At 35.9% G+C, this 24,022-nt stretch carries 24 protein-coding genes, 1 tRNA gene and 2 pseudogenes; 8 read left to right on the top strand and 19 right to left on the bottom strand.

The features are described 5' to 3' along the window. Positions 1 to 166: 166 nt before the first annotated feature. A complete protein-coding gene (locus tag AB6N09_RS03700; RefSeq protein WP_411131597.1) occupies positions 167 to 412 on the top strand; it encodes a hypothetical protein in 246 nt (81 codons plus the stop codon). Positions 413 to 737: 325 nt separating this feature from the next. Here AB6N09_RS03700 and AB6N09_RS03695 read toward each other — a convergent pair. From AB6N09_RS03695 to AB6N09_RS03680, 4 genes and pseudogenes are all read right to left on the bottom strand, one after another. Continuing rightward, positions 738 to 1,031, bottom strand: a pseudogene (locus tag AB6N09_RS03695) (DMT family transporter); the annotation flags it as partial. Between the two features lie 79 nt (positions 1,032 to 1,110). Next, the gene (locus tag AB6N09_RS03690; RefSeq protein ID WP_411131595.1) at positions 1,111 to 2,304 is read right to left on the bottom strand and encodes a pyridoxal phosphate-dependent aminotransferase; all 1,194 of its coding nucleotides are present in this window, start codon (positions 2,302 to 2,304) and stop codon (positions 1,111 to 1,113) included. Between the two features lie 674 nt (positions 2,305 to 2,978). Continuing rightward, entirely contained in the window at positions 2,979 to 3,434 is a 456-nt protein-coding gene (mlaD, locus tag AB6N09_RS03685; protein WP_411131594.1) for an outer membrane lipid asymmetry maintenance protein MlaD, read from the bottom strand. Positions 3,435 to 3,436: 2 nt separating this feature from the next. Continuing rightward, on the bottom strand, positions 3,437 to 3,751 hold the full coding sequence (locus AB6N09_RS03680; protein WP_411131592.1) for an NADH-ubiquinone oxidoreductase subunit NDUFA12 family protein: 315 nt from the start codon (positions 3,749 to 3,751) through the stop codon (positions 3,437 to 3,439). Between the two features lie 64 nt (positions 3,752 to 3,815). Here AB6N09_RS03680 and AB6N09_RS03675 point away from each other — a divergent pair, with 64 nt between their 5' ends. Both AB6N09_RS03675 and rodA read left to right on the top strand, forming a co-directional pair. Then, positions 3,816 to 5,282 (top strand): proton-conducting transporter transmembrane domain-containing protein, encoded by a 1,467-nt coding sequence (locus AB6N09_RS03675; RefSeq protein ID WP_411131591.1) that lies wholly within the window; start codon positions 3,816 to 3,818, stop codon positions 5,280 to 5,282. 140 nt (positions 5,283 to 5,422) lie between these two features. Beyond that, positions 5,423 to 6,439, top strand: coding sequence for a rod shape-determining protein RodA (gene rodA / locus AB6N09_RS03670; RefSeq protein WP_411131590.1), 1,017 nt, complete (start codon positions 5,423 to 5,425; stop codon positions 6,437 to 6,439). Positions 6,440 to 6,494: 55 nt separating this feature from the next. Here the strand turns inward: rodA and gmk are convergent, their stop codons facing one another. The 8 genes from gmk to der form a co-directional block, all read right to left on the bottom strand. Further along, on the bottom strand, positions 6,495 to 7,085 hold the full coding sequence (gmk, locus tag AB6N09_RS03665) for a guanylate kinase (protein ID WP_411131589.1): 591 nt from the start codon (positions 7,083 to 7,085) through the stop codon (positions 6,495 to 6,497). A 40-nt stretch (positions 7,086 to 7,125) separates the two neighbouring features. Then, a complete protein-coding gene (locus AB6N09_RS03660) occupies positions 7,126 to 8,913 on the bottom strand; it encodes a pentapeptide repeat-containing protein (RefSeq protein ID WP_411131588.1) in 1,788 nt (595 codons plus the stop codon). Continuing rightward, positions 8,910 to 10,151 carry an ankyrin repeat domain-containing protein gene (locus tag AB6N09_RS03655; protein ID WP_411131587.1) on the bottom strand — a complete coding sequence of 414 codons (1,242 nt, stop codon included), beginning with the start codon at positions 10,149 to 10,151 and terminating at the stop codon, positions 8,910 to 8,912. The genes AB6N09_RS03660 and AB6N09_RS03655 overlap by 4 nt, the downstream gene beginning before the upstream one ends. A gap of 114 nt (positions 10,152 to 10,265) precedes the next feature. Then, a tRNA-Ser gene (locus AB6N09_RS03650) sits at positions 10,266 to 10,356 on the bottom strand. A 160-nt stretch (positions 10,357 to 10,516) separates the two neighbouring features. After that, complete coding sequence (gene ppa, locus AB6N09_RS03645) at positions 10,517 to 11,032, bottom strand: inorganic diphosphatase (protein ID WP_411131586.1); 516 nt, start codon at positions 11,030 to 11,032, stop codon at positions 10,517 to 10,519. Between the two features lie 103 nt (positions 11,033 to 11,135). After that, entirely contained in the window at positions 11,136 to 11,678 is a 543-nt protein-coding gene (locus tag AB6N09_RS03640; protein WP_411131585.1) for a demethoxyubiquinone hydroxylase family protein, read from the bottom strand. Then, positions 11,653 to 12,129 carry a disulfide bond formation protein B gene (locus AB6N09_RS03635; protein WP_411131584.1) on the bottom strand — a complete coding sequence of 159 codons (477 nt, stop codon included), beginning with the start codon at positions 12,127 to 12,129 and terminating at the stop codon, positions 11,653 to 11,655. The genes AB6N09_RS03640 and AB6N09_RS03635 overlap by 26 nt, the downstream gene beginning before the upstream one ends. 51 nt (positions 12,130 to 12,180) lie before the next feature. Continuing rightward, positions 12,181 to 13,581 carry a ribosome biogenesis GTPase Der gene (gene der / locus AB6N09_RS03630; RefSeq protein ID WP_411131583.1) on the bottom strand — a complete coding sequence of 467 codons (1,401 nt, stop codon included), beginning with the start codon at positions 13,579 to 13,581 and terminating at the stop codon, positions 12,181 to 12,183. 263 nt (positions 13,582 to 13,844) lie between these two features. On the opposite strand from der, the gene AB6N09_RS03625 reads away from it, so the two are divergent. The 3 genes from AB6N09_RS03625 to AB6N09_RS03615 all read left to right on the top strand — a co-directional run bounded on the left by AB6N09_RS03625 (position 13,845) and on the right by AB6N09_RS03615 (position 14,685). Then, entirely contained in the window at positions 13,845 to 14,036 is a 192-nt protein-coding gene (locus AB6N09_RS03625; protein WP_411131582.1) for a hypothetical protein, read from the top strand. Beyond that, complete coding sequence (locus tag AB6N09_RS03620) at positions 14,036 to 14,239, top strand: hypothetical protein (RefSeq protein ID WP_411131581.1); 204 nt, start codon at positions 14,036 to 14,038, stop codon at positions 14,237 to 14,239. The genes AB6N09_RS03625 and AB6N09_RS03620 overlap by 1 nt, the downstream gene beginning before the upstream one ends. A 200-nt stretch (positions 14,240 to 14,439) precedes the next feature. Further along, entirely contained in the window at positions 14,440 to 14,685 is a 246-nt protein-coding gene (locus tag AB6N09_RS03615) for a hypothetical protein (RefSeq protein ID WP_411131580.1), read from the top strand. 108 nt (positions 14,686 to 14,793) lie between these two features. Here AB6N09_RS03615 and AB6N09_RS03610 read toward each other — a convergent pair whose 3' ends face one another. Further along, entirely contained in the window at positions 14,794 to 16,005 is a 1,212-nt protein-coding gene (locus tag AB6N09_RS03610) for an MFS transporter (protein ID WP_411131579.1), read from the bottom strand. 227 nt (positions 16,006 to 16,232) lie between these two features. On the opposite strand from AB6N09_RS03610, the gene rsmH reads away from it, so the two are divergent. Continuing rightward, positions 16,233 to 17,180, top strand: a complete 948-nt coding sequence (gene rsmH / locus AB6N09_RS03605) for a 16S rRNA (cytosine(1402)-N(4))-methyltransferase RsmH (protein WP_411131578.1) — start codon at positions 16,233 to 16,235, stop codon at positions 17,178 to 17,180. Positions 17,181 to 17,492: 312 nt separating this feature from the next. On the opposite strand, the gene AB6N09_RS03600 is transcribed toward rsmH, so the two are convergent. The 5 genes from AB6N09_RS03600 to AB6N09_RS03580 form a co-directional block, all read right to left on the bottom strand. Beyond that, complete coding sequence (locus AB6N09_RS03600) at positions 17,493 to 18,614, bottom strand: ankyrin repeat domain-containing protein (protein WP_411131605.1); 1,122 nt, start codon at positions 18,612 to 18,614, stop codon at positions 17,493 to 17,495. Between the two features lie 21 nt (positions 18,615 to 18,635). Continuing rightward, positions 18,636 to 18,857, bottom strand: a complete 222-nt coding sequence (locus AB6N09_RS03595; protein ID WP_411131577.1) for an ankyrin repeat domain-containing protein — start codon at positions 18,855 to 18,857, stop codon at positions 18,636 to 18,638. 697 nt (positions 18,858 to 19,554) lie between these two features. After that, complete coding sequence (gene nuoH / locus AB6N09_RS03590) at positions 19,555 to 20,580, bottom strand: NADH-quinone oxidoreductase subunit NuoH (RefSeq protein WP_411131576.1); 1,026 nt, start codon at positions 20,578 to 20,580, stop codon at positions 19,555 to 19,557. Beyond that, positions 20,564 to 22,612 (bottom strand): NADH-quinone oxidoreductase subunit NuoG, encoded by a 2,049-nt coding sequence (nuoG, locus tag AB6N09_RS03585; protein ID WP_411131575.1) that lies wholly within the window; start codon positions 22,610 to 22,612, stop codon positions 20,564 to 20,566. The genes nuoH and nuoG overlap by 17 nt, the downstream gene beginning before the upstream one ends. A gap of 13 nt (positions 22,613 to 22,625) precedes the next feature. Further along, positions 22,626 to 22,835: a hypothetical protein gene (locus AB6N09_RS03580; protein ID WP_411131574.1), complete on the bottom strand. Its 210-nt coding sequence runs from the start codon at positions 22,833 to 22,835 to the stop codon at positions 22,626 to 22,628. 736 nt (positions 22,836 to 23,571) lie between these two features. Between AB6N09_RS03580 and AB6N09_RS03575 the strand changes: the two genes are divergently transcribed. Further along, entirely contained in the window at positions 23,572 to 23,778 is a 207-nt protein-coding gene (locus AB6N09_RS03575) for a hypothetical protein (RefSeq protein ID WP_411131573.1), read from the top strand. A gap of 73 nt (positions 23,779 to 23,851) precedes the next feature. Here AB6N09_RS03575 and AB6N09_RS03570 read toward each other — a convergent pair. Beyond that, a pseudogene (locus tag AB6N09_RS03570) lies at positions 23,852 to 24,022 on the bottom strand (IS5-like element ISSoc13 family transposase); the annotation flags it as partial.

Below are 24,022 nucleotides of genomic sequence, written 5' to 3'. Positions count from 1 at the left end.
GCACTATCTGCTTGAACACGAAGAGGGCATTTCTAAAAATGGGAACAATTATATTTAAAATAATATAATTTTTAGTAAAGCCTAGCATCAGAAACGTTCTAGTTAACTCAATATTAACCTTTCCGCATGTATAATGGCCAATATAACGTCAAGCAAAGGTGAGCTAATGAGTACAAGCACAAAAAACAACACGCTACAAAATTACTTAACAAAATACATCAAGCAAACGTTTGCCGCTCATACGGGTAACAGATATGACAAACTATATAGGGAACTTTTAAGCAAAGTAGAAGAGACAATAAAGCTAGCTGTAAGCAAAGCAAAACATTTAGACATTAGTCTAGAAAGTGTATATGGAGAGTTAACATCCAATAAAAAATTACTTCACGCTATTGCTAAGCAGCAAGTGTAGACATTTTTGGATACACACCAAACGAAAAAGGGAATCGTCGAGGGATTTAGCAAACATGATATCAACGAAAGTGATTTAAAGACTCTGGAGGAATGAGAAGGTTTGGTGAAAAAAAATAAATGGTATTAATTTAATCCAGCAAAATGAAGAAAATAAGTTAAACATCAGAAATATACTTGCCCAATCAATAGGACATCCTTCTTCACAAATTAAAGAATCTGAGGTGACTTCAGTAAATATTCTCGACGTGGTAAAATAAACAATTTATGAGCGTCTACTTACCTCAATTCCCGGCATATATGTTTCATACCTAGCCTTTAGTTGCTTATTTGGTAAACACTTTTAAGCCTATAATACCCAGCACTACCAAAACAATAGAAAATAAACGCCCAAAATTCACTGAATCATTAAAAAACATTACTCCTACCACCGCTGCGCCTATAGAACCTATACCAGTCCAAACTGCGTAGGATGTTCCAAGGGGAATAGACTTCATTGCTACTGATAGCCAGTAAAGGCTTGCAGGAGCACAAACTAAAATAATTACCACAGGCGTAATGCGTGCAAAACCATCACTATACTTTAGCGCCGTCGTCCACACAATTTCAAGTAAGCCAGCTAATAATAAGTATTACTAGGCCATAAATTAGTTCCTTGCTACTGACATACGAAAACATTACACATGAGAATGCAGAAAGTCAACTTAGTGTTTCGCATGCCTTAATAATACTGTTGCATCCAATTTCTAGTTGTTCCTGAGAGGTTGCATAAGAAATTCTGACAAAATTTTCAAGGCCAAACGCAACTCCTGGAACTACGGCAACTAAATGATCCTCCAACAAGTATTGAGTAAAATCAAGGTCATTATTTATTACTTTACCATTTTTTGTGCTCTTACCCAACAAGCCTTCGCAAGAGACGAACAAATAGAACCCACCTTGCGGAGTAGATGCTGATAGTCCTGGAGCAGAACTTAGCTTCTCTAACACAAAATTTCTACGACTCTTGAAAATTCTCGTTCTTTCCTTCAAAAAACCATGATCGCCGCTTAAAGCTTCAACTGCTGCTGCCTGCGCTATCGAATTTGGGTTAGAAGTGCTCTGAGACTGCAGTGCAGAAATAGCTTTTATTACATTACTTTTACCTGCAATATAACCTATTCTCCAGCCTGTCATCGCGTAAGCTTTCGATACCCCATTGACCACAAAAACCCTATCGTAAAGCCTCGGTTCAACCTGGGCAATAGTAAAAAACCTCTCATCGTATACTATATGTTCATAAATATCATCTGTAACAACGTTCACGTGAGGACATTCAAGCAATACTTGTGCTATGCCTTCCAGTTCATCATATGTATACACAATTCCTGCTGGGTTATTCGGTGAGTTAAGGATCAACCACTTGGTCTTCTTGGTTATCTTGCTTTTTAACAATTCTGGTGTTAGCTTGAAGTTTTGCTTGCACTTTACCACAACCGGCAGACCACCAAAAAGACTTACCATATCAACATATGAGACCCAATAAGGGGCTGGAATTATAGCTTCATCTCCAGGGTTAATCGTTGCCATAAATAAGTTAAACAACACCTGTTTAGCACCGGTACCAACGCAGATTTGATTAAATGTATATTCGAGATTGTTGTCCCTTTTTAACTTATTGATTATCGCCTCTTTTAGTTCACGTGTCCCATCAACAGCAGTATACTTAGTTTTACCTTCGTTTATTGCTTGAATAGCTGCTTTTTTTACATGGTCTGGAGTGTCAAAGTCCTGCTCCCCTGCAGCTAAAACACAGATATTTTTCCCATCGCCTTTCAGTCTATTTGCCTTGTCGGTTACAGCAATCGTAGGTGATGGCTTTATTAGTGACATTCTTTCTGCAAGGTCTGACATAATCTCACCAAAGTTAAATCAAAATGATAAGCCCTACACAACAAAAAAGCCAGAAATTTTGTTAGCAGTGTATGTCATCCAACAAAAACAAAAAAACTACTTGACAACCTTCGCCGTTACCCTTATTATAGCACTGGAGCTATTTATTTAGCTTCAATCTGTGCAGGTTAAGCAACGAAAGTATCACGGTTTGCGTCTTATGTCTTTATTAATTTTACCTAGACTTCTAGGTTTTTCCCTATACAAGCTGAAACGCGCTTATAAGTCGTTCAAGACAGTATAGTACGCCAATTTGCAGGATTAGAGAGTGAGCAACTTCTACTACGGGATTTCTTTTGCCTTTTTCTCGTTTGGTAAATATTAAAGCAATTCATAAACAAACATTTACTTTTACAGCAAGTGGTGCCATCTCAGCGCGTGACGCTAAAATTCTGGAATTTTATCAAGTAAGTAAGCATAAAAGTTATGTTAAAATATAACATTTAATTATTATGGAAAGGTGCGGTCTGGTGTTATGAAACCGTAATGGTGTAATTCCATTCGCCTTAACATAGGGTTGAAATCGTAATCCACACTTTGGAAAAGTGGCAACTTTCTAGAGCGCAAGCATGGATGAAAAAGGAGTAATGTCATTCTCTCCTTAGGTAACAGCTACAAATAACTGGGAAAGAGCCTTATTTTGTGAACATACCAAGAATTTTGTCTATTATTCCACCAACATTTGCTTCGGCTTGGGTATACTCTATTTTACCACCTTTCGAAATTAGTTTAGTACCTGACCCGGGTGATATGTTAACAAATTTACTACCGACAACTCCACTGCTAGTTATTAGGGCTGAACTGTCAATTGGCAATTTTATGTCTTTACTTATGCACATATCGATTCGTGCTACATAAGTAGCTTTATCAAGTGATACGCCAGTTATTCTTCCAATATCTACGCCGGAAACCTTGACACTATCACCAACTACTATGCCATTAACGTTAGCAAAAAGACCATATATTTTATAACAATCCTTATAGCTTTTTTTTATGTCAGATAGCTTATCAACAGCAAAGCAAACCAGAAAAATAGTAAAAACCAACACAAATAATCCAACAGTTATTTCAAGTATATTTGATCTTCTCATCTTTAGTTATTAGGATTCCAGCTTTTATAGTAATTTTTCACTTTTTGGTTTGGATAATACGCATCTTTTGTACCTGTCAAATTAGGAGTATGTTTTATTTTTCTCTTTTTATTATTAACTGGCACTGTATCATCAGTATAGTGAAGCCATATGTGCCACTTTGGAGGTACTGTTGTAGGTTCAGAGACACTGCTATACATGACCCACCTTTTTCCTTGATTTGATTCATAGTAAGAGTTTCCACTTTCGTCTCTTCCTACAAATTTACCTTTTCTTCGTAATAGATATTTTATTACACTACAAATTTTAGATAACATAAGGGTATTAAAACAAAAAGTATTATATATACTAATACTTTAACAGTCCTTTAACAATAATTTAATGCAATTGCCAATTTTACAAGTTATCATACCAATAATTGCATCGATGTTTTGCTTTCTTACCAGGAAACATAAAGTTTCCTGGTTTATTTCTTTTGTCACAACGGCAGCTACTTTTTTTGTTTCATCGATACTACTCATGAAAACGTATAATGGTGAAATTATAACTTATTACCTTGGAGATTGGGCTCCCCCGTACGGAATAGAGTTAAAAATCGATATATTAAACTCCTTGATTCTAACTCTAGTGAGTTTTATAGCACTGATAAGTGTACTTTATAGCTTTTATATCAATGAAAAAGAGATCAGCAAAAACAAAATCACTGGTTTTTATTCTTTGTTGCTGTTGTGCTTAAGCGGGCTACTTGGGATTTTAGTAACAAACGACATATTCAATCTTTACGTTTTTTTGGAAATTTCGTCTCTTTCTTCTTACATACTAGTTTCAATGGGAAGAAATAAAAAAGCTCTGGTTGCAGCATTTGAATATCTGATTAGTGGAACAATAGGCGCAACGTTTTACTTGTTTGGTATCGGTCTTTTGTATTCTATGACTGGGACACTCAATATGTCTGACATGGCCGAGAGGATAGTACCGCTGTATGATAATAACATCATACAGCTTGGCACATTGTTCATTTTTGTTGGCCTTTCAATCAAAATAGCACTGTTTCCATTGAGTAGATGGTTAGTTAATTCATATAGTGAGGCGCCAAGTTGTATTAGTATATTCTTTTCAGGCACAGTAACCAAGGTGATGATATATGTTTTTATCAGGATCTTCTATACTGTTTTCCATCAAAACTTTTTTTTATTTAAACCACCATTGAACAATGTGATAATTATCCTTGCATTTTGTGCTACTATATTTGGGTCAATATTTGCAATGACCGCGAAAGACATGAAAAGGTTGTTTGCTAACTCTAGCGTCAGCCAGATTGGTTATATAATTTTAATGCTGGGTCTAAACTCAAAAACAGGCTTATTTGCAGCAATCCTTCACATAATAAACCACAGCATAATAAAAACATCTTTATTCATGGCTGTAGGATGTGTTTCTTACAAATTTGATTCAACAAAAGTAGAGAATTTGTCAGGACTCAAGAAATCGATGCCTCATACAGCACTTGCATTTACCCTACTTAGCTTGGCATTGATCGGTATACCTTTAACAAGCGGCTTTGTAAGTAAGTGGTATATGATGAAAGCAATTATCGAGTCTCACGCGTGGACTTCTCTTATAGTTTTTGCTGCTGGTTCTTTCCTTGCGCTAATATATATGTGGAAGATGGTAGAAAAAATGCATTTTGGAAATGATGCAGCATCACATGCTGAAATAGCGCCTGGATCGGTTGATAAAGTACCGCCACCAATGCTTTTCTGTCTGTTACTCATGTCAGCTTTAACAGTAGTAACAGGAGTATACAGTACTCCAATTTTGTTAGCAGTTGAAAAGTTGGCTTTTTGATTCTCATTTCTTATTATACTTCAAGGTTATAAAGTTCTTATTGTGGGTAGGCCAAAGAAGATTCACTTATTGTTAATCATTAACATAATAGCGCTGTTTTGCGTTGGCATTGTTGTTCAATACTCTTCTGCTGGAGGAAAGTGGATGCCATTTGCAATTCATCAACTAGTTGTATTCTCTTTCTTTTTTCTATTAGCTATAGCTATGTCATTCATAGAGATAGATTTTTATTTGAAGTATGCCTATTTTTTTATATAGCAGCAGTAACTTCGCTATTATTAGTGAACTTTTTTGGCTCGCACATAATGAGTGCAACAAGGTGGATAAGAATTGGGCCAATTAGTTTGCAACCATCAGAGTTTGCAAAAGTAGGCTTAATACTTGCATTTGCTCGTTATTTTAACAAGCAAAGTGTGTATAAAATGATGGAATTTCAAAGGTTATTCAAGGCATTTATAATTATTTTCTTACCTGTATTCTTGGTGTTAAAGCAACCTAATTTAGGCACGGCTGTGATAATGCTGTTTATAGGAGCATCGATTATATTCACAGCAATAATCAAAAGATCTCATTTGATAGTTTTTGGAACGATTGGCATTCTTGTAATACCAACTATTTGGCCTTTTTTACGTCCTTATCACAAGCAAAGGATACTGTCGTTTTTGGATTCATCAGTGGATCCTCTTGGAATAGGCTATAATGCGCAGCAATCCCAGATAGCTATAGGTTCAGGAGGTTTGCTCGGTAAGGGTTTTGTTAATGGAAGTCAAACTCAGCTTGGGTTTTTACCGGAAAAGTGCACAGATTTTGCTTTTGCAGTGCTTGGCGAGGAATGGGGGTTTTTAGGTAGCCTGGTTTTAGTTTTCCTCTATACTATGCTGCTTGCTATAATATTCTCTATTGCTTATAGATCAAAAAATTATTTTTCTAAATTAGTTTCTATCGGCATTTTTGCCTTTTTTGGCCTTCATTTCGCCATAAACATCGGAATGACAATCGGTCTTTTACCCGTAATAGGTGATCCGTTTCCATTTTTATCCTATGGAGGAAGCACAACTGCTGCAAGCTTAATATGTGTAGGGCTGCTACTTAGCTCTATAACGTCTGCAAAAGACTTGAGGCTAAGCTCTCGATTTTATCCGTGGGAAGGCCCGTAGTTTGAGATCAGAAACAAAAAAACTACTTGAAAAGTTTTGTCAGTCAATCAAAGATCTACTTTTCCTGTGATCTTTTAAGCCTTTCTTTGTTTAATATGGAGCTTATCTCTTCTACACTTTTATCAATATCATCATTGATTATTACATAATCATATTTATCGCTTTTGCTTATCTCTTTTTGGGCTTCGGCTAGTCTGCGTTCTATTTCACTTGCACTGTCAGTATTACGCTTTTGCAAACGTAACCTAAGCTGCTCCATCGAAGGGGAAAGTATAAAAACACTTACAACTTTTTTCCTCATAAGCTTAAATAAATGAAATGCTCCTTGCCAATCTATACTTAGTAAGACGCTTATTCCACTACTTAAGTTCTGTTCTATAAAATTTCTCGGTATGCCATAAAAGTTCTCAAAAACTTTGGCGTACTCAAGCATTTGACCTGCTTCGCATAACTCGTGAAACTTTTCCTCGGTAACAAAAAAATAGTCTCTGCCATTTATTTCACCAGGGCGAGGTTTACGCGTTGTCATAGAAACCGACCTAACTAAGTTAGTCGATCGCTCAAGTAATCTCTCTAATATGGTAGTTTTGCCCGCTCCAGAAGGAGAAGATAAAACCAATAGTACGCCCTTACTTTTTATGGTCATTTTTCTTTTTCAAGTAATTTCATTGCAGTACACTTCATGCTCAATTAATGTTTCCCAGTATGGCGCTCTTCAAATCAGATTTAAAAAAACTAGAATTATTTAAATCAGAATCTGATAAGTTGGTATCAATAAGGGAAGAATTGTCAAAAACAGCATGGCGCAAGTCAGCTTTTTTAAGATTCGCTTTATTTAAATTAACATTTATAAATTTTACTCTACTCAATATCGAATTAGAGAAATCGGCATTTTCTATGTTCATATCCCTAAATTCAAAATAAGCATAATTCACATCAAATTTTTCACCCTGTGATATCTTTTCTTGCAAATCTTCAATTGAAGTTATAGCACCCTCTAAGTTTGTAAGTCTTTCCTGTCCTTCATTGCCAATTAGAATTGAATGATCAAACTTACAACCTGTTAGATGAGCATCAACAACCGAACCTGCATATAAGCTCGAAGAGTCAAAAGATGTATTACCAATCACTGAATTATTGAAATTGCTCAGAAAAAAGCCTGTTTTCTTAAAGGTATTATCCTGAAGCAAAGAAGAGCTGAAATCGCTTTCAATAAAATTCGAATTAGTTACTTTTAGATTAGACCAGCTTGAGTTATCTGCTATTAAGTTAAAAAATGTTGAGCTTTCCACCTCACTAGAGTCAATGTTATGGTAAGAGAGTTTGCTATTATAAACTTGAGAGTCTTGTATTTTGACCTTATACATTGAAGCAGTAGAAAGATCTGTACCTTCTATTTTTGCAGAGGTAAATAGTGAATGGTCAAAAAATGAACCACTCATGTTAGAATTTGTAACTTTAGTGTCATGAAACTTTCCGTGACGAATGTCAGAATCAGAAACATCAACTTGATGTAGCTCGCTAAAACTGAAATAAATATCGGATAAATTGGCATCTTGAAAACTGACTTTAGAAGCATATGAATGTTTTATCTTGGAGCCATGCAGTACAGATTGAACAAAACTTGAATTATTAACATTTACATAGGAAATCTGCGTGTTACTTAAATTGGTTTTATTGAAGTTACTTTCAATTATAGCAGAAGAATTAAGACAGACGTTAGAAAGATTGCTGCCTGTGAAGTCTGATTCTCTTATTTCTGCACCATATATATTAGCGTTTTCCAACGAGGAAAATTGTATTTTTAGTTTATATGAATCCACTCCAAAAAAATTTGCATTATTAAGGTTGCTTTTCTGCATAACAGTATCGTTTACTTCACTGTCGCTAAAATTTACATAACTAACATTCGAGTCTAGTAAGCTAGAGAGATTCACTTTCACATTTGAGAAATTAGTATGTAAGCCAGTGATATTATGCATTTTTGCCATTTTAAGATCAGAGTTGATAAACTCAGCATAACTAATATCAGACTGATCAAATATAATATCTGTTAAGTTTGCAGAAATAAATTTTGCAAAACTCAGATTTGTGCCTTTTATTCTTATACCTTGCAAATTAGCATTGGAAAAATTGGCCCCACGCAAATCAGCATTAATAAAGGATACACCTGACAAGTCAGTATGAGAAAAATCAGCACCAATTAGACTGACTCCATCAAAAATAGATCCATTGAGGTACAATCGACTAAAATTGGCTCCATTTAAGTCAGGACCAAAACCTTTTCCAAAGTCTTCTGGCACGCCTTTTTTGTGACACTGTACTAGAAATTCAGCAAAGTCTTTTTTGCTGTAAGACACATACTTTGTCTTGTGCAAAGTGTCCAAAAAATCACTGACCGGATTCTTCTTATCATTTACTCCACTTCCGTAACACAAATGACCAATTAAGATTAATATCAAAAATCTAATCATCTTTCTTGATCTTCATTGCATTGCAATTCGTTATCTTCTTTTGTTTTCACAGCCCAGTTATACATTTCCAGGCTTTCTTTGTTGTCTATCCTCTTATGCTCTAAAATATGTGGTATCATTTCAGTAATTGCATTTATTATATCAACCCGCCCTCTTTCGATTGCTATATCAATAGTGGGTTGAAGACTATCATTAACCGCTTTAGGATCAGCACCTTGTAATAAGAGAAAGCGTACTATATCTACCTCACCTTGCTTAACGGCATAAATTAGAGGAGTATCTCCAAGCTTATTTCTGAGCTTCAGTACCTCTTGAGTTGTTAATCCAAGCTTTTCCAACTTGCTTATTATTCCACTCAGGCAAACTAAGTTGTTCTTTTTAATACAGTAAAAAAGCTGCTTACTATAGTCATCAATAAATACGGTTGTCGGAAGATGCTCATTAAGTTTATCATATTGTCGCTTATATAATGACTTGCTCTGTGCGTTTTTTTGATACCATTCCTTTATTGGTTCTCTGTCTAACTTTGTCCATCTTTGTAAATTTTTCTCTTCTTCTTGCTTGTTTTCTTTGTCTCTTCTAGAGATAGGTTTTACTTGATTTTTTCTACTGCGGTCCTCAGCTAATTTTTTCACTTCTTCTTTTTCAGTTTGATCTTCCTCTTTTTTCCCTTCTAATAATTTATCTGTATTATTTCCTGAAGGCTTATTCTCTTCAATATCAACCTTTTTATCAACTTGTAGATCTTTTTGCAGATCAGCTACATCTTCATTTAAACCAGCGTTTGGAGGCAAAACTAAATTTTTGTTCACTTCCTTATCGTTCACACTTGGCAAACTTGGAGTACCTTCATCTTTACTTTTCTCTGGCAGGTTATTACAAAAATCTTTATCACTCTTCTCACCTCTGCCAATAGTTTTTTCAACTGCAGGAGCTTTGTTTTTTTCGTGTTGTGGTTCTTTTTTATTGATCGCTTCTTCAGCCTTGGTATCCTGTGCTTTTTCAACATTTAACTTATCAACGTCGGTAGAGTCGCCTTTGTAAGACTCAGGCTCGGTTCCTTGGGCTGTGCTTTCCGGCGCATCTTGTTTTAGATTTTTCCTTATATCAACACTTTCATGCACAGAACTAGCCGATTCACCTGCATCAGTTTTTTTTCTTTCAACTTGCTCCACAGCAAACAGGCTCGACGACCCAAACATGACAAATAACAATGTAAAGTATAAAATACTCCTCATAAATATCCAAAGCACAAGCTTAATTAAGATGATACTATAATCAAATAATTAATCTATAGTAAAAAATGGACATGGGAAATGAAAATTGATTAAGGTCATTATACCAATAACACACGGAAGGAGAGGGATTCGAACCCTCGATACGACTTTTCAATCGTATAACGGTTTAGCAAACCGCCGCCTTCAGCCGCTCGGCCACCCTTCCAAATCTTGAACTTCAAAGCAAGTACTTTATATAATACCAAGACTTCACAACCTGTCTAATGCTTTTAATAGCAGCTTTCATGTTATTAGATAGCAGAGTCTCTTCTAAACCAGTCAATAACTGTAATTTTACTATAATAAACAACCTAAGCTAATGCGCATCAATCTCCACTTTTAATAGCGTTTTCAATAATGCTCTTTGCTTCTTCCATACCAACCCATTTTCCAACTGTTACTGTTTTTCCTTTCTCTAGATCTTTGTAGCGTGAAAAGAAATGAGTAATCTTATCCAGTAGGTTTTTAGGCAAATCAGAGTAGTCCTTCACGTTGTCATAATAGCTATCAACGCTGGAAACAGGTACAGCTAATATCTTTTCATCTTCTCCTTTTTCATCCTTAGTAAGTAAAGCACCTATTGGACGTACCGATATTAAAACACCAGGCGCTAGGGGGAATTGAGTTAACACCAAAACATCCACGGGATCACCATCACCTGCACAGGTATTTGGTACAAATCCATAATTGCAAGGATAGGTCATTGAAGTAGATAAAAACCTGTCAACTTGCAGCAATCCAAGCTCTTTATTAAATTCATACTTTATAGGCTCAGCATTTGCACATATTTCAATTATCACACTCACTGCATTTGTTGTCACAGTTATTTTACTCAGATCCATAAATTATCTCTTACTTTAAGAGTAAGTATTATATAACGTACACTTCTTAGTTGCCACATTTATATAATTTCATCTTTATGAACAAAATTTGCCTGAGAATCAGCTAAATCAACTTGGACAAATAAATGGCAGCTTTGCAGCCCGTTTTTATGAATGAAGATAAGATATTGTAACCAAACGCACCTTCAGCATTGTGCTCAATTGCAATGTCTTTGTGCTCTAACTCTTCATCGCGAAACTTACTTATAGTTTCTCTTAGTTCTCCATCTTCTAAATGCGAAACTTGCTCTTTATAGTGCTCCACGATCACTTCTTCGACTGCAGCAGTGCAAGCCATAGCAGCCTTTCTTCCCATAATGGAAGTTGCAACACCAAGTGAGACTCCCAAAAAACGCCAAACTGGTAATAAAACAGTAGGACGAACTTTTTGCCCTTTGATTTCCTCATTAAAATAATGAAAATGCTTTTTTTCCTGCTCTTCCATTTCAATTATTTTCTTGATTATAGAAGACTTTTTAAGAATAAATTTTTGACCAGAATAGATGCAAATAGCTCCATATTCTCCAGCATGGTTTACCCTAATTGCTTGCTGCAAAAACTTACTGCCACTATACCTTAAGTTATCTAGATTTCTTTTTCTCTCCACAATACACTTTACCTGACACGAACAGAGCTGCTATAAGATAAATTAAGTTCCACGTTGCTAGTGAAACGCCTAGAACATAATGGGATCTGTCACAAGAAGGAGAGTAGTTAGGGTTTAAGAGGTTATTTCTCAGTTCTTTTACGCTAACGTTACCGCTTGCTTGTTCTGTGCATCCTAAAACATCATGGAATAAGCGTAGTTCAAGACCTACATGATAAAAAGATATTATCGCACCGATGAGATAACTGCAAAACACTGCATAGACTAAAATTTTGTTGTCTTTGATCATGTGTGCTACTGCAAGCAACCCTGCAACATAGTAAACTATTCGCTCGTATATACATAACTTGCATGGTAGCATATTAAAAAAATACTCTAGCACATATGCGAAAATTAGAGCAACGGCGCTTGATAGCAGCAAGATTGTAGAAGTTCTGGAGTTATTACGCATGACCTTTAAGTTAGCTATTACAAAAACTTCTTAAAGTATAAAGCAGAGCTCTCATTTTGCATAGGGGTTTTTATTCTTCTTCAAAAGCAATCTGACTGGTACACCTTCAGCAAAGAAGTTTTTTCTTAGGTCATTAACTAAATAGCGTTTATAACTTTCATCAACACTTTCAGGCATGTTGCATATTAAGGAAAAAGCCGGAGGTTTAGTGCCAACTTGAGCAATATACTTCATTTTAATTGCTCTACCTTTGACAAGCGGGTGGGTGTGCCTATTTAGAGCATCAATTAGCCAGTTATTTAACTTTGCAGTACTGATTTTCCTGCTTAAGAACTCGTTTACTTCAAGACACTTGTCTATCACATCATTGCAGCGCATGCCTTTTAACGCAGAAATCGTTATAGTTGGCACTTCCAAAAATAACCGAGTTACTTCCTGTTGTTTTACAAATTTTATCAACTTGCTCCTGTCATCTTTATTTATTAAGTCCCACTTATTTAAGACAATAATAATTCCCTTTCCTCCTTTGATCGCAGCTTCACCGATTGATAAATCCTGTTGCTCAATACCTATAAGTGAGTCTAGCATTAAAACTATCACGTGAGAGCGTTTTATTGATTCTATGCTCTTCTCAACAAACCTTGATTCTAAGTCGTCTTTAACATTCGCCTTTCTGCGGATTCCGGCAGTGTCAATCAGAGTAATTAGCTTTCCACCATGATCGTATGTAATATCCACAGAGTCACGTGTGGTACCTGGTTCTGAACTTGTTATTAGCCTATTCTCTGCAAGTAAGCTATTTAAAAAAGTTGACTTCCCAACATTTGGGCGGCCGATGATTGCAATCTTTAGCTTAGTAAACTCATTAGCTTGATACGATGTCATTCCGGTGCGCGACACTGGAATCTGCTTATTTTTTTCTGGATCCAAGTAGTCAGCTACTTGAATGACAGGAGAGGAATTTATAAAAGACTCAATAACACTAGCCAATGCATCGTAGAGATCAACCATGCCAAGGTTATGTTCAGCTGAGATGTACACTGGGCCTATGAAATCAAAAAACTGCAAGTAATCAACATTTCCTGACCTATGGCTTTCACATTTATTTGCTACGAGTATTACAGGTTTATTCGTCTTCCTCTTTAGCCACTTTGCAAATTCTTTGTTCTGTTCATTTTGCACTTTTGCATCAACAAGAAAAAAAATTACATCCGCACTCAATAAAGAAAACTCTATTTGTTCAATAACTTGCGGTGAAAAATTGGTTTGGTCGTTCCACCCTCCTGTATCAATAATTTTAAATTCTAAATTGCTAATTCTTCCAATTCCCTCACGTCTATCCCTCGTTACCCCTGGGATGTTACTAACCACTGCCGCTTTTCTTCCCACTAGCCTATTAAATAGGGTTGATTTGCCAGCATTTGGCAAGCCTACTATAGCGGTTTTTAGCATAGTTTAAGCGCATGTTCTACAGAAGTAAATTATAATCAAAATTTTTCAATTTAACTATTGACTTTATAGATTACGTCAATATCCTAAAATCAAGATATTTTATCTTGATTTCATTATGTAAAATATATGTGGTGGTTATGCCAATTTTAGAGTGCATCAAAGTAGCAGATTCAGAAAAATTAAAACAACATAAAATAGAACATCCAAAAGAAACTGGGAATTTGTAATCAAACACGTTAATGCAGAAATGTATCGATGAACGTATGAAGCAAGATATCTCAGCTATATCGCATGAAATATCTCAGGCTCATAATTCATATAATGATGCAGAAGAATTGCCTATAGGTGAGGCTGTAGCAAATGTAGCAAGTGAATGGCTAGAATCTGTAAGAAGGGCAAAAAGAAGAATGTCATACTTAGCGTGCCACTTAATCCCGGAAGAGAGTCAGCAATAATGGATAGTTTGATATATAGGCTTAACCATCTCACAAACAAATACGATAACATCAAGGGAGATAACAAACGTAAACTAGACCCTGTTTGGTCAGAAATATATGACCTCGTTTCAAAAGGTAGTTATGTAAGCAAAGAAATGTTGAAATTATTGCCAGAAGATATAACGAAAGAACATGAAGATTACTTGTCACGTCTAAAATAAATTGTATGCAATAGTATTGAAAAAGGTAAGAAAGAAGATGTTGCAGTGGAAAGGGATAATGGATTTTTTGTGTAGAGTGTCCAGAGGAGAGTGTTATAACTCTTGCAAAATTTTTGAGTAATCCAGAATTCGAAAATTTAGATGGAGCATTAAAGATTGGAAATGGTGTAATCTGAACAAAGAATGGACAATATTGCGATATGAAGGGCGTACTTCAGATGGCTTTTGAAGTAGGTGATAGTGAAAAAATTGAGATGATTTTGTTGTCTGAAAATCCTTCAGGCTTTGGTAAAATAATGGTGCATATGGATGATAAAAGTTGTGAAATTTTTTCAAAACACTGTGAAGAACTAAAGAAAGAACCACGTATAAGTAAGGTTATCGAAGCTGCCGAAAGCTTCATGCAAAAAAAAACAAGGCTGCTTCACCTCCTCTTTCTTCTATGAACGATACTAACACCCAGCATCTGCAAAGCAGTAGCCAAGAATTATCAACAACACATTGACAAATACCTATACATACACCGTTGCATATAGCAATGGTGTATGTATCATCTAATCCTTAATCTGCGATATGGCAACTAGTCCAATCAACGCGCAGAAAATCATGTAAAAGCTTGCTGAAGTTTCTTGTCCTGTAATCTTAATGATTGTTGTGCATATAAATGGTGCAAGACCGCCAAAAAATCCAGCAGCTATATTTCTTGATAAACTAAATCCGCTATACCGCACCTTTGTTGGAAACAATTCGCACATAAGTGCACTAACAGGACCAATTGATGCAGCTATTGGGATTATAAAAAGAACGTGTGCCGCTATGGTTAGCAAGTTATCACCACTTAGTATCATAAAAAAAACTGGATAACTTACTACTATGAAAGTCATAAATGCAAATTTCATGACTTTTTCTCTTCCTATCTTGTCAGAAAGTATTGCAAACAATATAGTCAATCCTCCAAGCGCAATTTTACTCAGTATTTCCACCATGTGGTTAAAATGAGTATTTATTTTTGATGTAAGCACATTGAAAAATACTAAATATATATAAAGAGATGAATTTTCGACTATGTCGACCCCTACCGATATCAGAAAAGGTTTTTTATAGCTGTTTAACAACTCTTTTAATGGTAATTTAGGTGGATTTTTCTGCTTTTTGTACTCTGGGCTCTCATCAAGTATATATCTTGTATATATACTGATTAACCCCATCATTAAACTGAAAACAAAAGGTAATCTCCATCCCCAAGATTCAAAATCGGATACTTTTTTGCATATGAGTACTGCTATAAGGCTTAATATTGAACCAAGAATTGCACTGAGTACCTCGATGCTGCCAAAGAATCCTTTCTTGTCCTTAGGAGCATGCTCTATTAAAAACGTGGCATTTCCTGCTTCTCCTCCAAGGGATATACCTTGCAATAATCTTAAACATATCACCAATATTGATGCGAGTATTCCAATGTTTTGATACCCAGGAACAAAGGCAATAAGTACAGTTGACAGAGTCATTAATACAATGGAGAGCAGTAGAGCAATCCTTCTTCCATATTTATCACCAATATGGCCAAATATGGCAGCACCGATTGGTCTCATCAGGAAACCCACTGCAAACACTCCAAAAGCCTTCAGTATGCTAACCAATTGATCATCTGATGGAAAAAACACACCGCCGATTATGCTGATCAGGTGACCAAAAAGCATATGGTCATACCACAATAAGGTGTTAGAAATTAAACTTGAAAATATTACTTTTGTTATTTGTTGCATAAAATCTTCTGCAGTTTACTTGACATAATAGTGATATTCCTTGTTTTTTCAAATATAATAAGAAAATGTGAGCATTATGTGAATATTATATTAATAATGATATCTCATTAAATCTTAATATTTTTATATCATTGACTATATCGAGTATTTTTATATCATATATTTCACCATGTTTTAGTGAGGAAACTATTTTTATCTGTATACACAAAACCTTTTGATAGAACACTATGACACATATTCCAGTTTTATTAAAAGAGATGCTACTACAACTTTCACCACAAAATGGTGGTGTGTATGTGGATGCTACGTTTGGAGCTGGAGGATATAGCAAAGCAATATTGGAATCAGCTGACTGCAAAGTGTGTGCAATTGATAGAGATGAAACGGTTGTTAAATTTTATGATGATTTGAGCGTTAGATATCCTAATAGAATAAAGTTATTTATTGAGAAGTTTAGTAATATTAAAAGCATACTGAGCAGAATCCAAATAGCTGACACTGGAATTCGAAAAAAAAAATGCGATCGAATGACACCAGACAGAATTACTGAAGGTGTGGATGGAGTTATATTTGATGTTGGAGTGTCGTCTATGCAGCTTGATGAAGGAAATAGAGGATTCTCATTTTTACATGATGATCCGCTTGATATGCGTATGGACGGCTCTTCCCAAATCAACGCTTCAACGTTCGTTAACGCTCTGCGCGAAGAAGAAATTGCCAATACTATATACAACTACGGAGGAGAACGTTATTCCCGCAAAATCGCGAGGGCGATAGTAAACACGCGGAAGAAAAGACCTATCAAAACTACATTTGAACTCGTGGATATTGTACGTTCAGTGGTATTTCGTGGAAAAAGCAAAATTGATCCTGCAACTAGGACATTTCAGGCAATTAGAATATGGGTAAACGATGAGCTTGGAGAACTTGAAAAGGGAATTAAAGCTGCATCTGAAATTTTAAATAAGAATGGCAAACTAATTGTCGTCACCTTTCATTCTTTGGAAGATCGTATAGTCAAAACTTTTTTTAAAAATCTATGTGAGCAAAGATCTAACGATTGTAAGGCCTTCTCTCTTCTGAATAAAAAAGTGATCAAAGCGAGTGCGGAAGAAATAAATGCGAATCCACGTGCGCGCTCAGCAAAACTAAGAGCTATACAGAGGTTATCATGAGAACTTTCTGTATTATCTCAATAGTTATGTTTTTTCAGTATTACAAGACTATTTGAAGTAAAACTATATGTTCAGTCATTAAATGAAGAACTAAAAAATAAAACCAGAAATTAGTTTAGTGCAAAGTGACATAAAAGTTTTACAAGCAGAGTGGAGTTATTTGAGTAATCCAAAGAGACTTGCAAAACTCATGGATAGGCACCTGAAAAACAACTCTTTTATATTAGCCAGCCAGGTTAAAAACCTTGACTCCCTAAGTGGCCGCAGCACGCTAGCACAATTTAAAAATCAGGATTGATGGCAAAGCTACACTTAAATATAAAGTAAGTTTTCCAGCATGGCCTTAGTTTTTTTATAAATTCTATTTCTTTCTCTATATTTGATTATAGGCTTAAAAATAAATGGTAATCCTAGAATTGTTAAGCTTAAAGCCAGGGTTGAAAATATGCAAGAAGCTTTGTATTTACTGTGTAGCTCTTTCAGGTAAAGTATTAAAAACCTACAAAATTTCTTGTAGTTTTCATTGATGTCTGCTCTGTCATTAGCTTTGTTGATAAACATGTCTATTGCAGTGTAACCGTCTTTGCACTTAATGCTAAGGTCTGCTCCTTTCTCTATTAACAGCTGGGCTATATCAAAATAGTCCCTTTGAACAACAAGATGCAGAGGTGTATAACTCTGTTGCTCACAGATATTCATATTGGCTTTGACTTCTAGTAACATTTTTACAATCTTTGTATGACCTTTTTTAACTGCTAGTAGCAGAGGAGTTCTATTACATTTAGTAACAGCATTCACATTTACTTTAAGCTCCAATAATAGCCTAACTGCTTTAGTGTCAACATTATAGCTAGCTTTATGTAACATGGCATTACCATTGAAATCTTGGTCATTTGCATCTATCACCTTTGAAACAAGAAATGTTACCATTTTCCTATTGTTATGCTCAACAGTGCAATCCAATGTATCAAAACCATGGTTGTTTTTTGTGCAGATAAATTCTTTAAAGTTAGCTTTTGCTTGGTGTTTTTTTACAATAAGCTTCACTATTTGTATTTTATTGTTATATGCTGCTAGGAAAAGCGTAGTATTATTCTCCGCGTCTTTTGCTTCTATATTCGCTCCTTTTTTTATCAGATATTCTATAATTTCCACTCTACTCTCATAATGTTCAGTGCATTGATAAATGGACAGAAATAAAGGAGTGTGTAAATTATTATCTTTGCATTTAAGATTGGCTCCACTATCAACTAAAGTTTGGACGCTTTTTTTGGAACCGTATAGTGAAGCTATGTGAAGAGGAGTGTGGCCTTCTTTAGCATCTCTTCCATTAATTTTTGCACATTTCGCGATCAAAAAACCTATTAATTCCGTATCATCTTGTAGCGCAGCAAGATACAGCTGAGTAAATCCATTTTTATCTTTGGAATTAATTGTCAGCTGGTTAACAAGAAGTTAAGCAATTTTCTTGTGTCCATGCATAACAGCATAATGCAGTGGATTTCTATTTTCGCTGTCTACAACATTAAAATCTGCCGCATGCTCTAGCAATGATCTTACTCTAGTTGCATCGCCTTCTTTTGTAAATTTATGCAAAAGAATGATTCCATTTGCATCTTTTGAATTAATATCAAATCCACTTTCTACTAATTGGTTTATGTCTTCCTCATGCACCATACCGCTTAAACTTCTAGTAAAACCCTTTTCACATCAATAATACTCCCACTAATTAAGTTTGAGTGAATCTGTAAGAGACATACTGATTGCTTATGCGGAAGGTGGTGTTTTTTTGTACGTCAATGAAGTGCGTAAGGAATAGTTGGTGAAACAGGTACCTGGACTATGCTGCTCAAGGTGTAAAGCTAATTGAATGACACCACTTGTTGTAAAAACAAATGTTCGTTCATAAATTGCAACAAGCTATAAACATTAAGAAATTTACTAAGCAGAAAAAAAGCAAAAAAACCCCGAGTAGCTAGTTATTCACTATCTATCTTATAACATTGGCGTTTTTGATGTCTTAAACGACTTATAAGCGCGTTTCAGCTTGTATAGGTAAAAATCAGAAGTTTTAAAAAGACATGCAGTGCACATAGTGCGAAAAATTAAATATGAGACGCCAAATATGCTAAGTTTTTTTGTCATTCAATCTGCACAGATTGAAGATAAATAATAGCCTCAGTCTCATTGTAAGGATAACGGCGAAGGTTGTCAAGTAGTTTTTTTGTTTCTATTGGGTAGCTTTTTCACTGTTGTCCGCTCGTTCCTTGTGTAGCGAGGATTGGTATTAGAAAAAGCCATAGTACAAAAGTCTTGAAACCTTAGTGCAAAATTTATCAAAGAAATTTTCATATTGTGATCAGCATATGCATATTTACAACTCTAAACCTGGTAAATTCCCAGTAAAAAGTAACACTCCTGAGATGAGTATTAGCCAAAGCACTGATATTGGTAGAAACACTTTCCAACCAAGACGCATTAGCTGATCATATCGATATCGAGGTATTGTTGCCCTAATCCAAATAAATATGAACAACAATAAAGCTATTTTCAAGACAAACCAAATTAAACCTGGAATTTTATACAAAAAACTAAGCTCTAGAGGAGGATACCATCCTCCTAAGAAAAATATTGTCATCATAGCGCTTGCTAAGATCATGTTTGCATATTCTCCCAAGAAAAAGAGGGCAAAAGGCATTGATGAATATTCAACATTATACCCAGAGACGAGCTCTGCTTCAGCTTCTGGTAAGTCAAACGGATGACGGTTGGTTTCCGCAAGAAGAGAGATAAAGAACACTATTGCCATAGGTATGAGTAGCAGATCAACCCAAAATGGCATATTGTGCTTTGTTACTACCATTTCTCCGAGATTTAGCGTGCCAGTTGTAACAACGACTGTGGCAACTATTAGACCTATCGAAACTTCGTACGAGATCATTTGAGCAGCTGACCTTATGCTACCCAAAAACGCATAATTAGAATTACTTGACCAACCTGCAATAATAATACCATATACCTCTAAAGAGGATACAGCTAGCACATAAAGTATTCCAATATTAGTATTTGCTACCACCTTAGGAATTACTATCTGCTGCCCGTTTTCTATAATTACTTCAGCGCCAAATGGTATCACCGCCCAGGCGATTAATGCTAAAATAAAGGTGAGCATAGGAGCGATGATAAATAATATGGTACTTGCCCTAAATGGTATTATCGGCTCTTTAATCAGTAGTTTAATTGCATCTGCAAATGGCTGTAATAGCCCAAAAGGTCCAACGACGCTTGGACCATGTCTTAGTTGAATTGCACCAATAAATTTGCGCTCGAAGTACACCAAGTATGCTACTGAGAGCAGTAACGGTACCAAAACAAATAAAATGTTAACTAGCGTGTTCATAGAAAGCCTTAGTACAATCTGCCATTATTTTTGAAGCGCGGCTTATGGAATCTGTCATATAAAAATTACATTCTTTTAGGGCGAAAGGCGCGCTACTTAGTTTTATCTCGTCGCAGGTAATTGGTGCCCATTTGTTTTTTACCACCTGGTCAGCGTTTCTAAACTGTGGACCTATAGTATCTAATTTTTTTTTCACGTCAAATAAACTATCATATGGGAAGGAGAGGCCCAGATATTGTGACAAATTTTTAATAATCAACCAGTCTTCTTTTGCTTCACCAGGGGGCAATACAGCTAAATTTGTTCTCTGCACTCGCCCTTCAGTATTCACATAAGTTGCATATTTCTCTATATATGTAGCTCCAGGTAGAATAACATCTGCTATGTGTGCTCCTCTATCGCCATGATGACCTTGATAAATTACAAATGTATCTTCTAACTTTGATGTGTCAATTTCATCTGCACCGAGAAGATAAACAGCTTCTATATCGCCACTTTCTGCTTGCTTTAGTATTTGGCTAGTGTCTTTTCCACCTTTTTTGGGAACAAATCCAATATCTAATCCACCAACTCGTGCTGCGGCTTTATGCAGCACATTAAAACCATTCCAGTCGTCTCTCACCATGTTAAAATTTTCCGCAATTGTGCCAGCTAAAGCTAAAATTGATTCAGAATCATCTCTTGTTAATGCATCTTGACCGATAATGAGCATAGGATTTTTAGCAGCGCTTAGCAGCTTGCAAAATTTGTGATTCCCTTTCGCTATTTCATTTAAAATGCCAGGATTATCGCCTAGCTTTTCGACATGATATAAATACTCAATGCCAGGATCAATGCTTGCAATAGGAAAGTTGCCTTGTAAATATCTTTTTCTTATACGTGCATTAATAATTGGCGCCTCTACTTTAGGATTTGTGTTTATAAGAAGGCATAAATCTGCATTCTCTATACCCTGAGCAGTGGTGTTGAACACATATGATCCACGATTATTTTGTATAAGCCTTGCTCCATCCTGCATACAATCTATATTTGCTGAGCCAAGCTTATGCATCATTTCTTTTAGTAGAAGCATAGACTCACAATCTGCTAGATCACCCGCAATTGCAGCTATTTTGTTTGGCCTTGTACTTCTTAGTCTTTTTGCAGCAACAGTTAGTGCTTCATTCCAATCAACCGGAATTAATTTACCATCTTTCTTTATATAAGGTTGGTCAAGACGTTGCACTTTTAGTCCATCATAAGCAAAACGAGTTTTATCTGATATCCATTCCTCATTCACTTCTTCATTGAGTCTTGGCAATATTCGCATAACTTCCGGACCGCGGTAATCGACTCTGATCGCACTTCCCACAGCATCGAGCACATCTATAGTTTCGCAATGTGATAGTTCCCATGGACGTGCCTTAAACGAGTAAGGTTTTGAAGTCAAAGCTCCTACAGGGCAGAGGTCTATGATATTTCCAGATAATTCAGAGCTAATATGCCTTTTTATGTAAGTGCTGATTTCTACATTTTCTCCTCTACCAATTCCTCCAAGTTCGTTTGTACCTGCAACATCAGACAAGAACCTAACGCACCGAGTGCAATGGATACATCTATTCATTGCAGTTTCAATAAGTGGCCCAAAATGCTTTTTTGGTACAGCCCTTTTATGTTCATCAAGTCTGCTAGTTCCCTTGCCATAGGCCATTGTTATATCTTGCAAATCACACTCACCACCTTGATCACAAATTGGGCAATCAAGCGGATGGTTAATTAGCAAAAACTCGAGTACTCCTTCACGTGCCTTTTTGACTTTTGGGGTATTAGTGTGAATAATCATACCCTCTGCAACTGGTACTGCGCAAGAGGCTACTGGTTTCGGAGGCCCGCCTTCCACTTCAACCAAACACATTCTACAGTTACCGGCGATTGCTAAGCGCTCATGATAACAAAAGCGTGGAATTTCAATGCCCACGGCTTCACAGGCTTGGATTATAGTAAGCCCAGCTTCTACTTCACATTCCTTAGAGTTAATGGTAATCTTAACCACAAATTTAAACCCACTACACAGCTTCCCACTTTATAGGATTACCACTTTTGTCTTGAACGAGACTACCATCCCCATATTCAGCGGACACATAATTCATACGTGAGTCGCGATCTATATATCTAACTGGTTTTACCAGTTTATCTTTATACATTTTTTGCTTAGCTTTCTGACGCTGAGTAGGGTTATTTTTACTAGCTGTTTTCGCTTTTCCACCTGCTGCCATATAAACTCCTAAAAACTTCTCATTTTATTTTAGCATTTAAGTGCACAGCGTCAACATTAAATAACTTTAAAGTTTCAATGGATATCTAAAAACAAAAAAAACTACTTGACAAATTCCGCCGTTACCCTCATCATGATAATGAGTACAATGATACAAAAAATAACATCATAGAATTCAATAGGATAATCCCTAGAGAATTACTCATCTACAAGAGGCCAAAACGTGTTAATGCAGCTTAAATAAGCCGATGTAATTGAATTGGACCTAACCAGACCATCGAAAATTGATAAACTTCAGGGAAACCTGAATACCGTCATTGTTGGAACATCTCGAGAAATTCTTCGGCTCGACAGAAAAAGCTGCTTAGACAAAGAGGTGTGTCTTTATACATATAAACCTTATATGCTTTCTAGCATCATATGAAGTGGTTGACAATTACCGAAATGCCAACTAAAACATAAACATAATGTGTTAATGGGAGGGTAAAGTGGATTTTAGTTAATATGTAAAAGGTAACGCTTTAGAAATATCATGGACTAGAGTTAATGTAAAAGAGCTAGTAGTCTTTTTACGAAATAACACATACATTACAAAACTTACTTTAAAAATATCAAGCATTGATAATGAAGGTGCGAGAGAATTAGCTAAGCTTATACATCTTACTTTACTTGATTTAAATAATAACAGTATTGGAGAAAAAGGAGTAGAAGGATATATCCTTATCTCATTAGAAAAAATGCGTAATAGAGAAGTGGAAGAGAGCTCATCGAGCCTGTCAAGCTCTGGTAGCGATAGTGATCAGTCAGACCTAAACAGCAAGTTAAGTGAAGTGCAGTCAATACCACATGACAGGTTACTGAACTTTTTATGCTCTAACAACTCTGACGATAGTGATAATAGCAGATCGCAAACTAGTTACTCGCAGGATTCATGGTGTCGCTAATTATTGAGGCTGGATGTGAAAAAGTAAGAAACGTGGCGCTGGTGTGCTGTCCTAGGCCCTGTGGACAAAATTTTAGAGAAGCCATAAAAACCTGAGCCGTTTTATTAAATCTGGAAAAAATACGCCTAAAGTTCTTAATTTTGCTGAAGAAGCACTCTATTAAATGACGTTCTTTATAAATATGCTCATCGTAATGTCTCCGCACTTTTCGGTTTCGTCTCGGAGGAATAACTACTGTGCACCC

This window comes from Wolbachia endosymbiont of Tettigetta isshikii (assembly GCF_041154185.1).
Taxonomy (GTDB): Bacteria; Pseudomonadota; Alphaproteobacteria; order Rickettsiales; family Anaplasmataceae; genus Wolbachia.
Note: the sequence above shows the minus strand (reverse complement) of the source record. Positions and strands in the feature narration are given on the sequence as shown.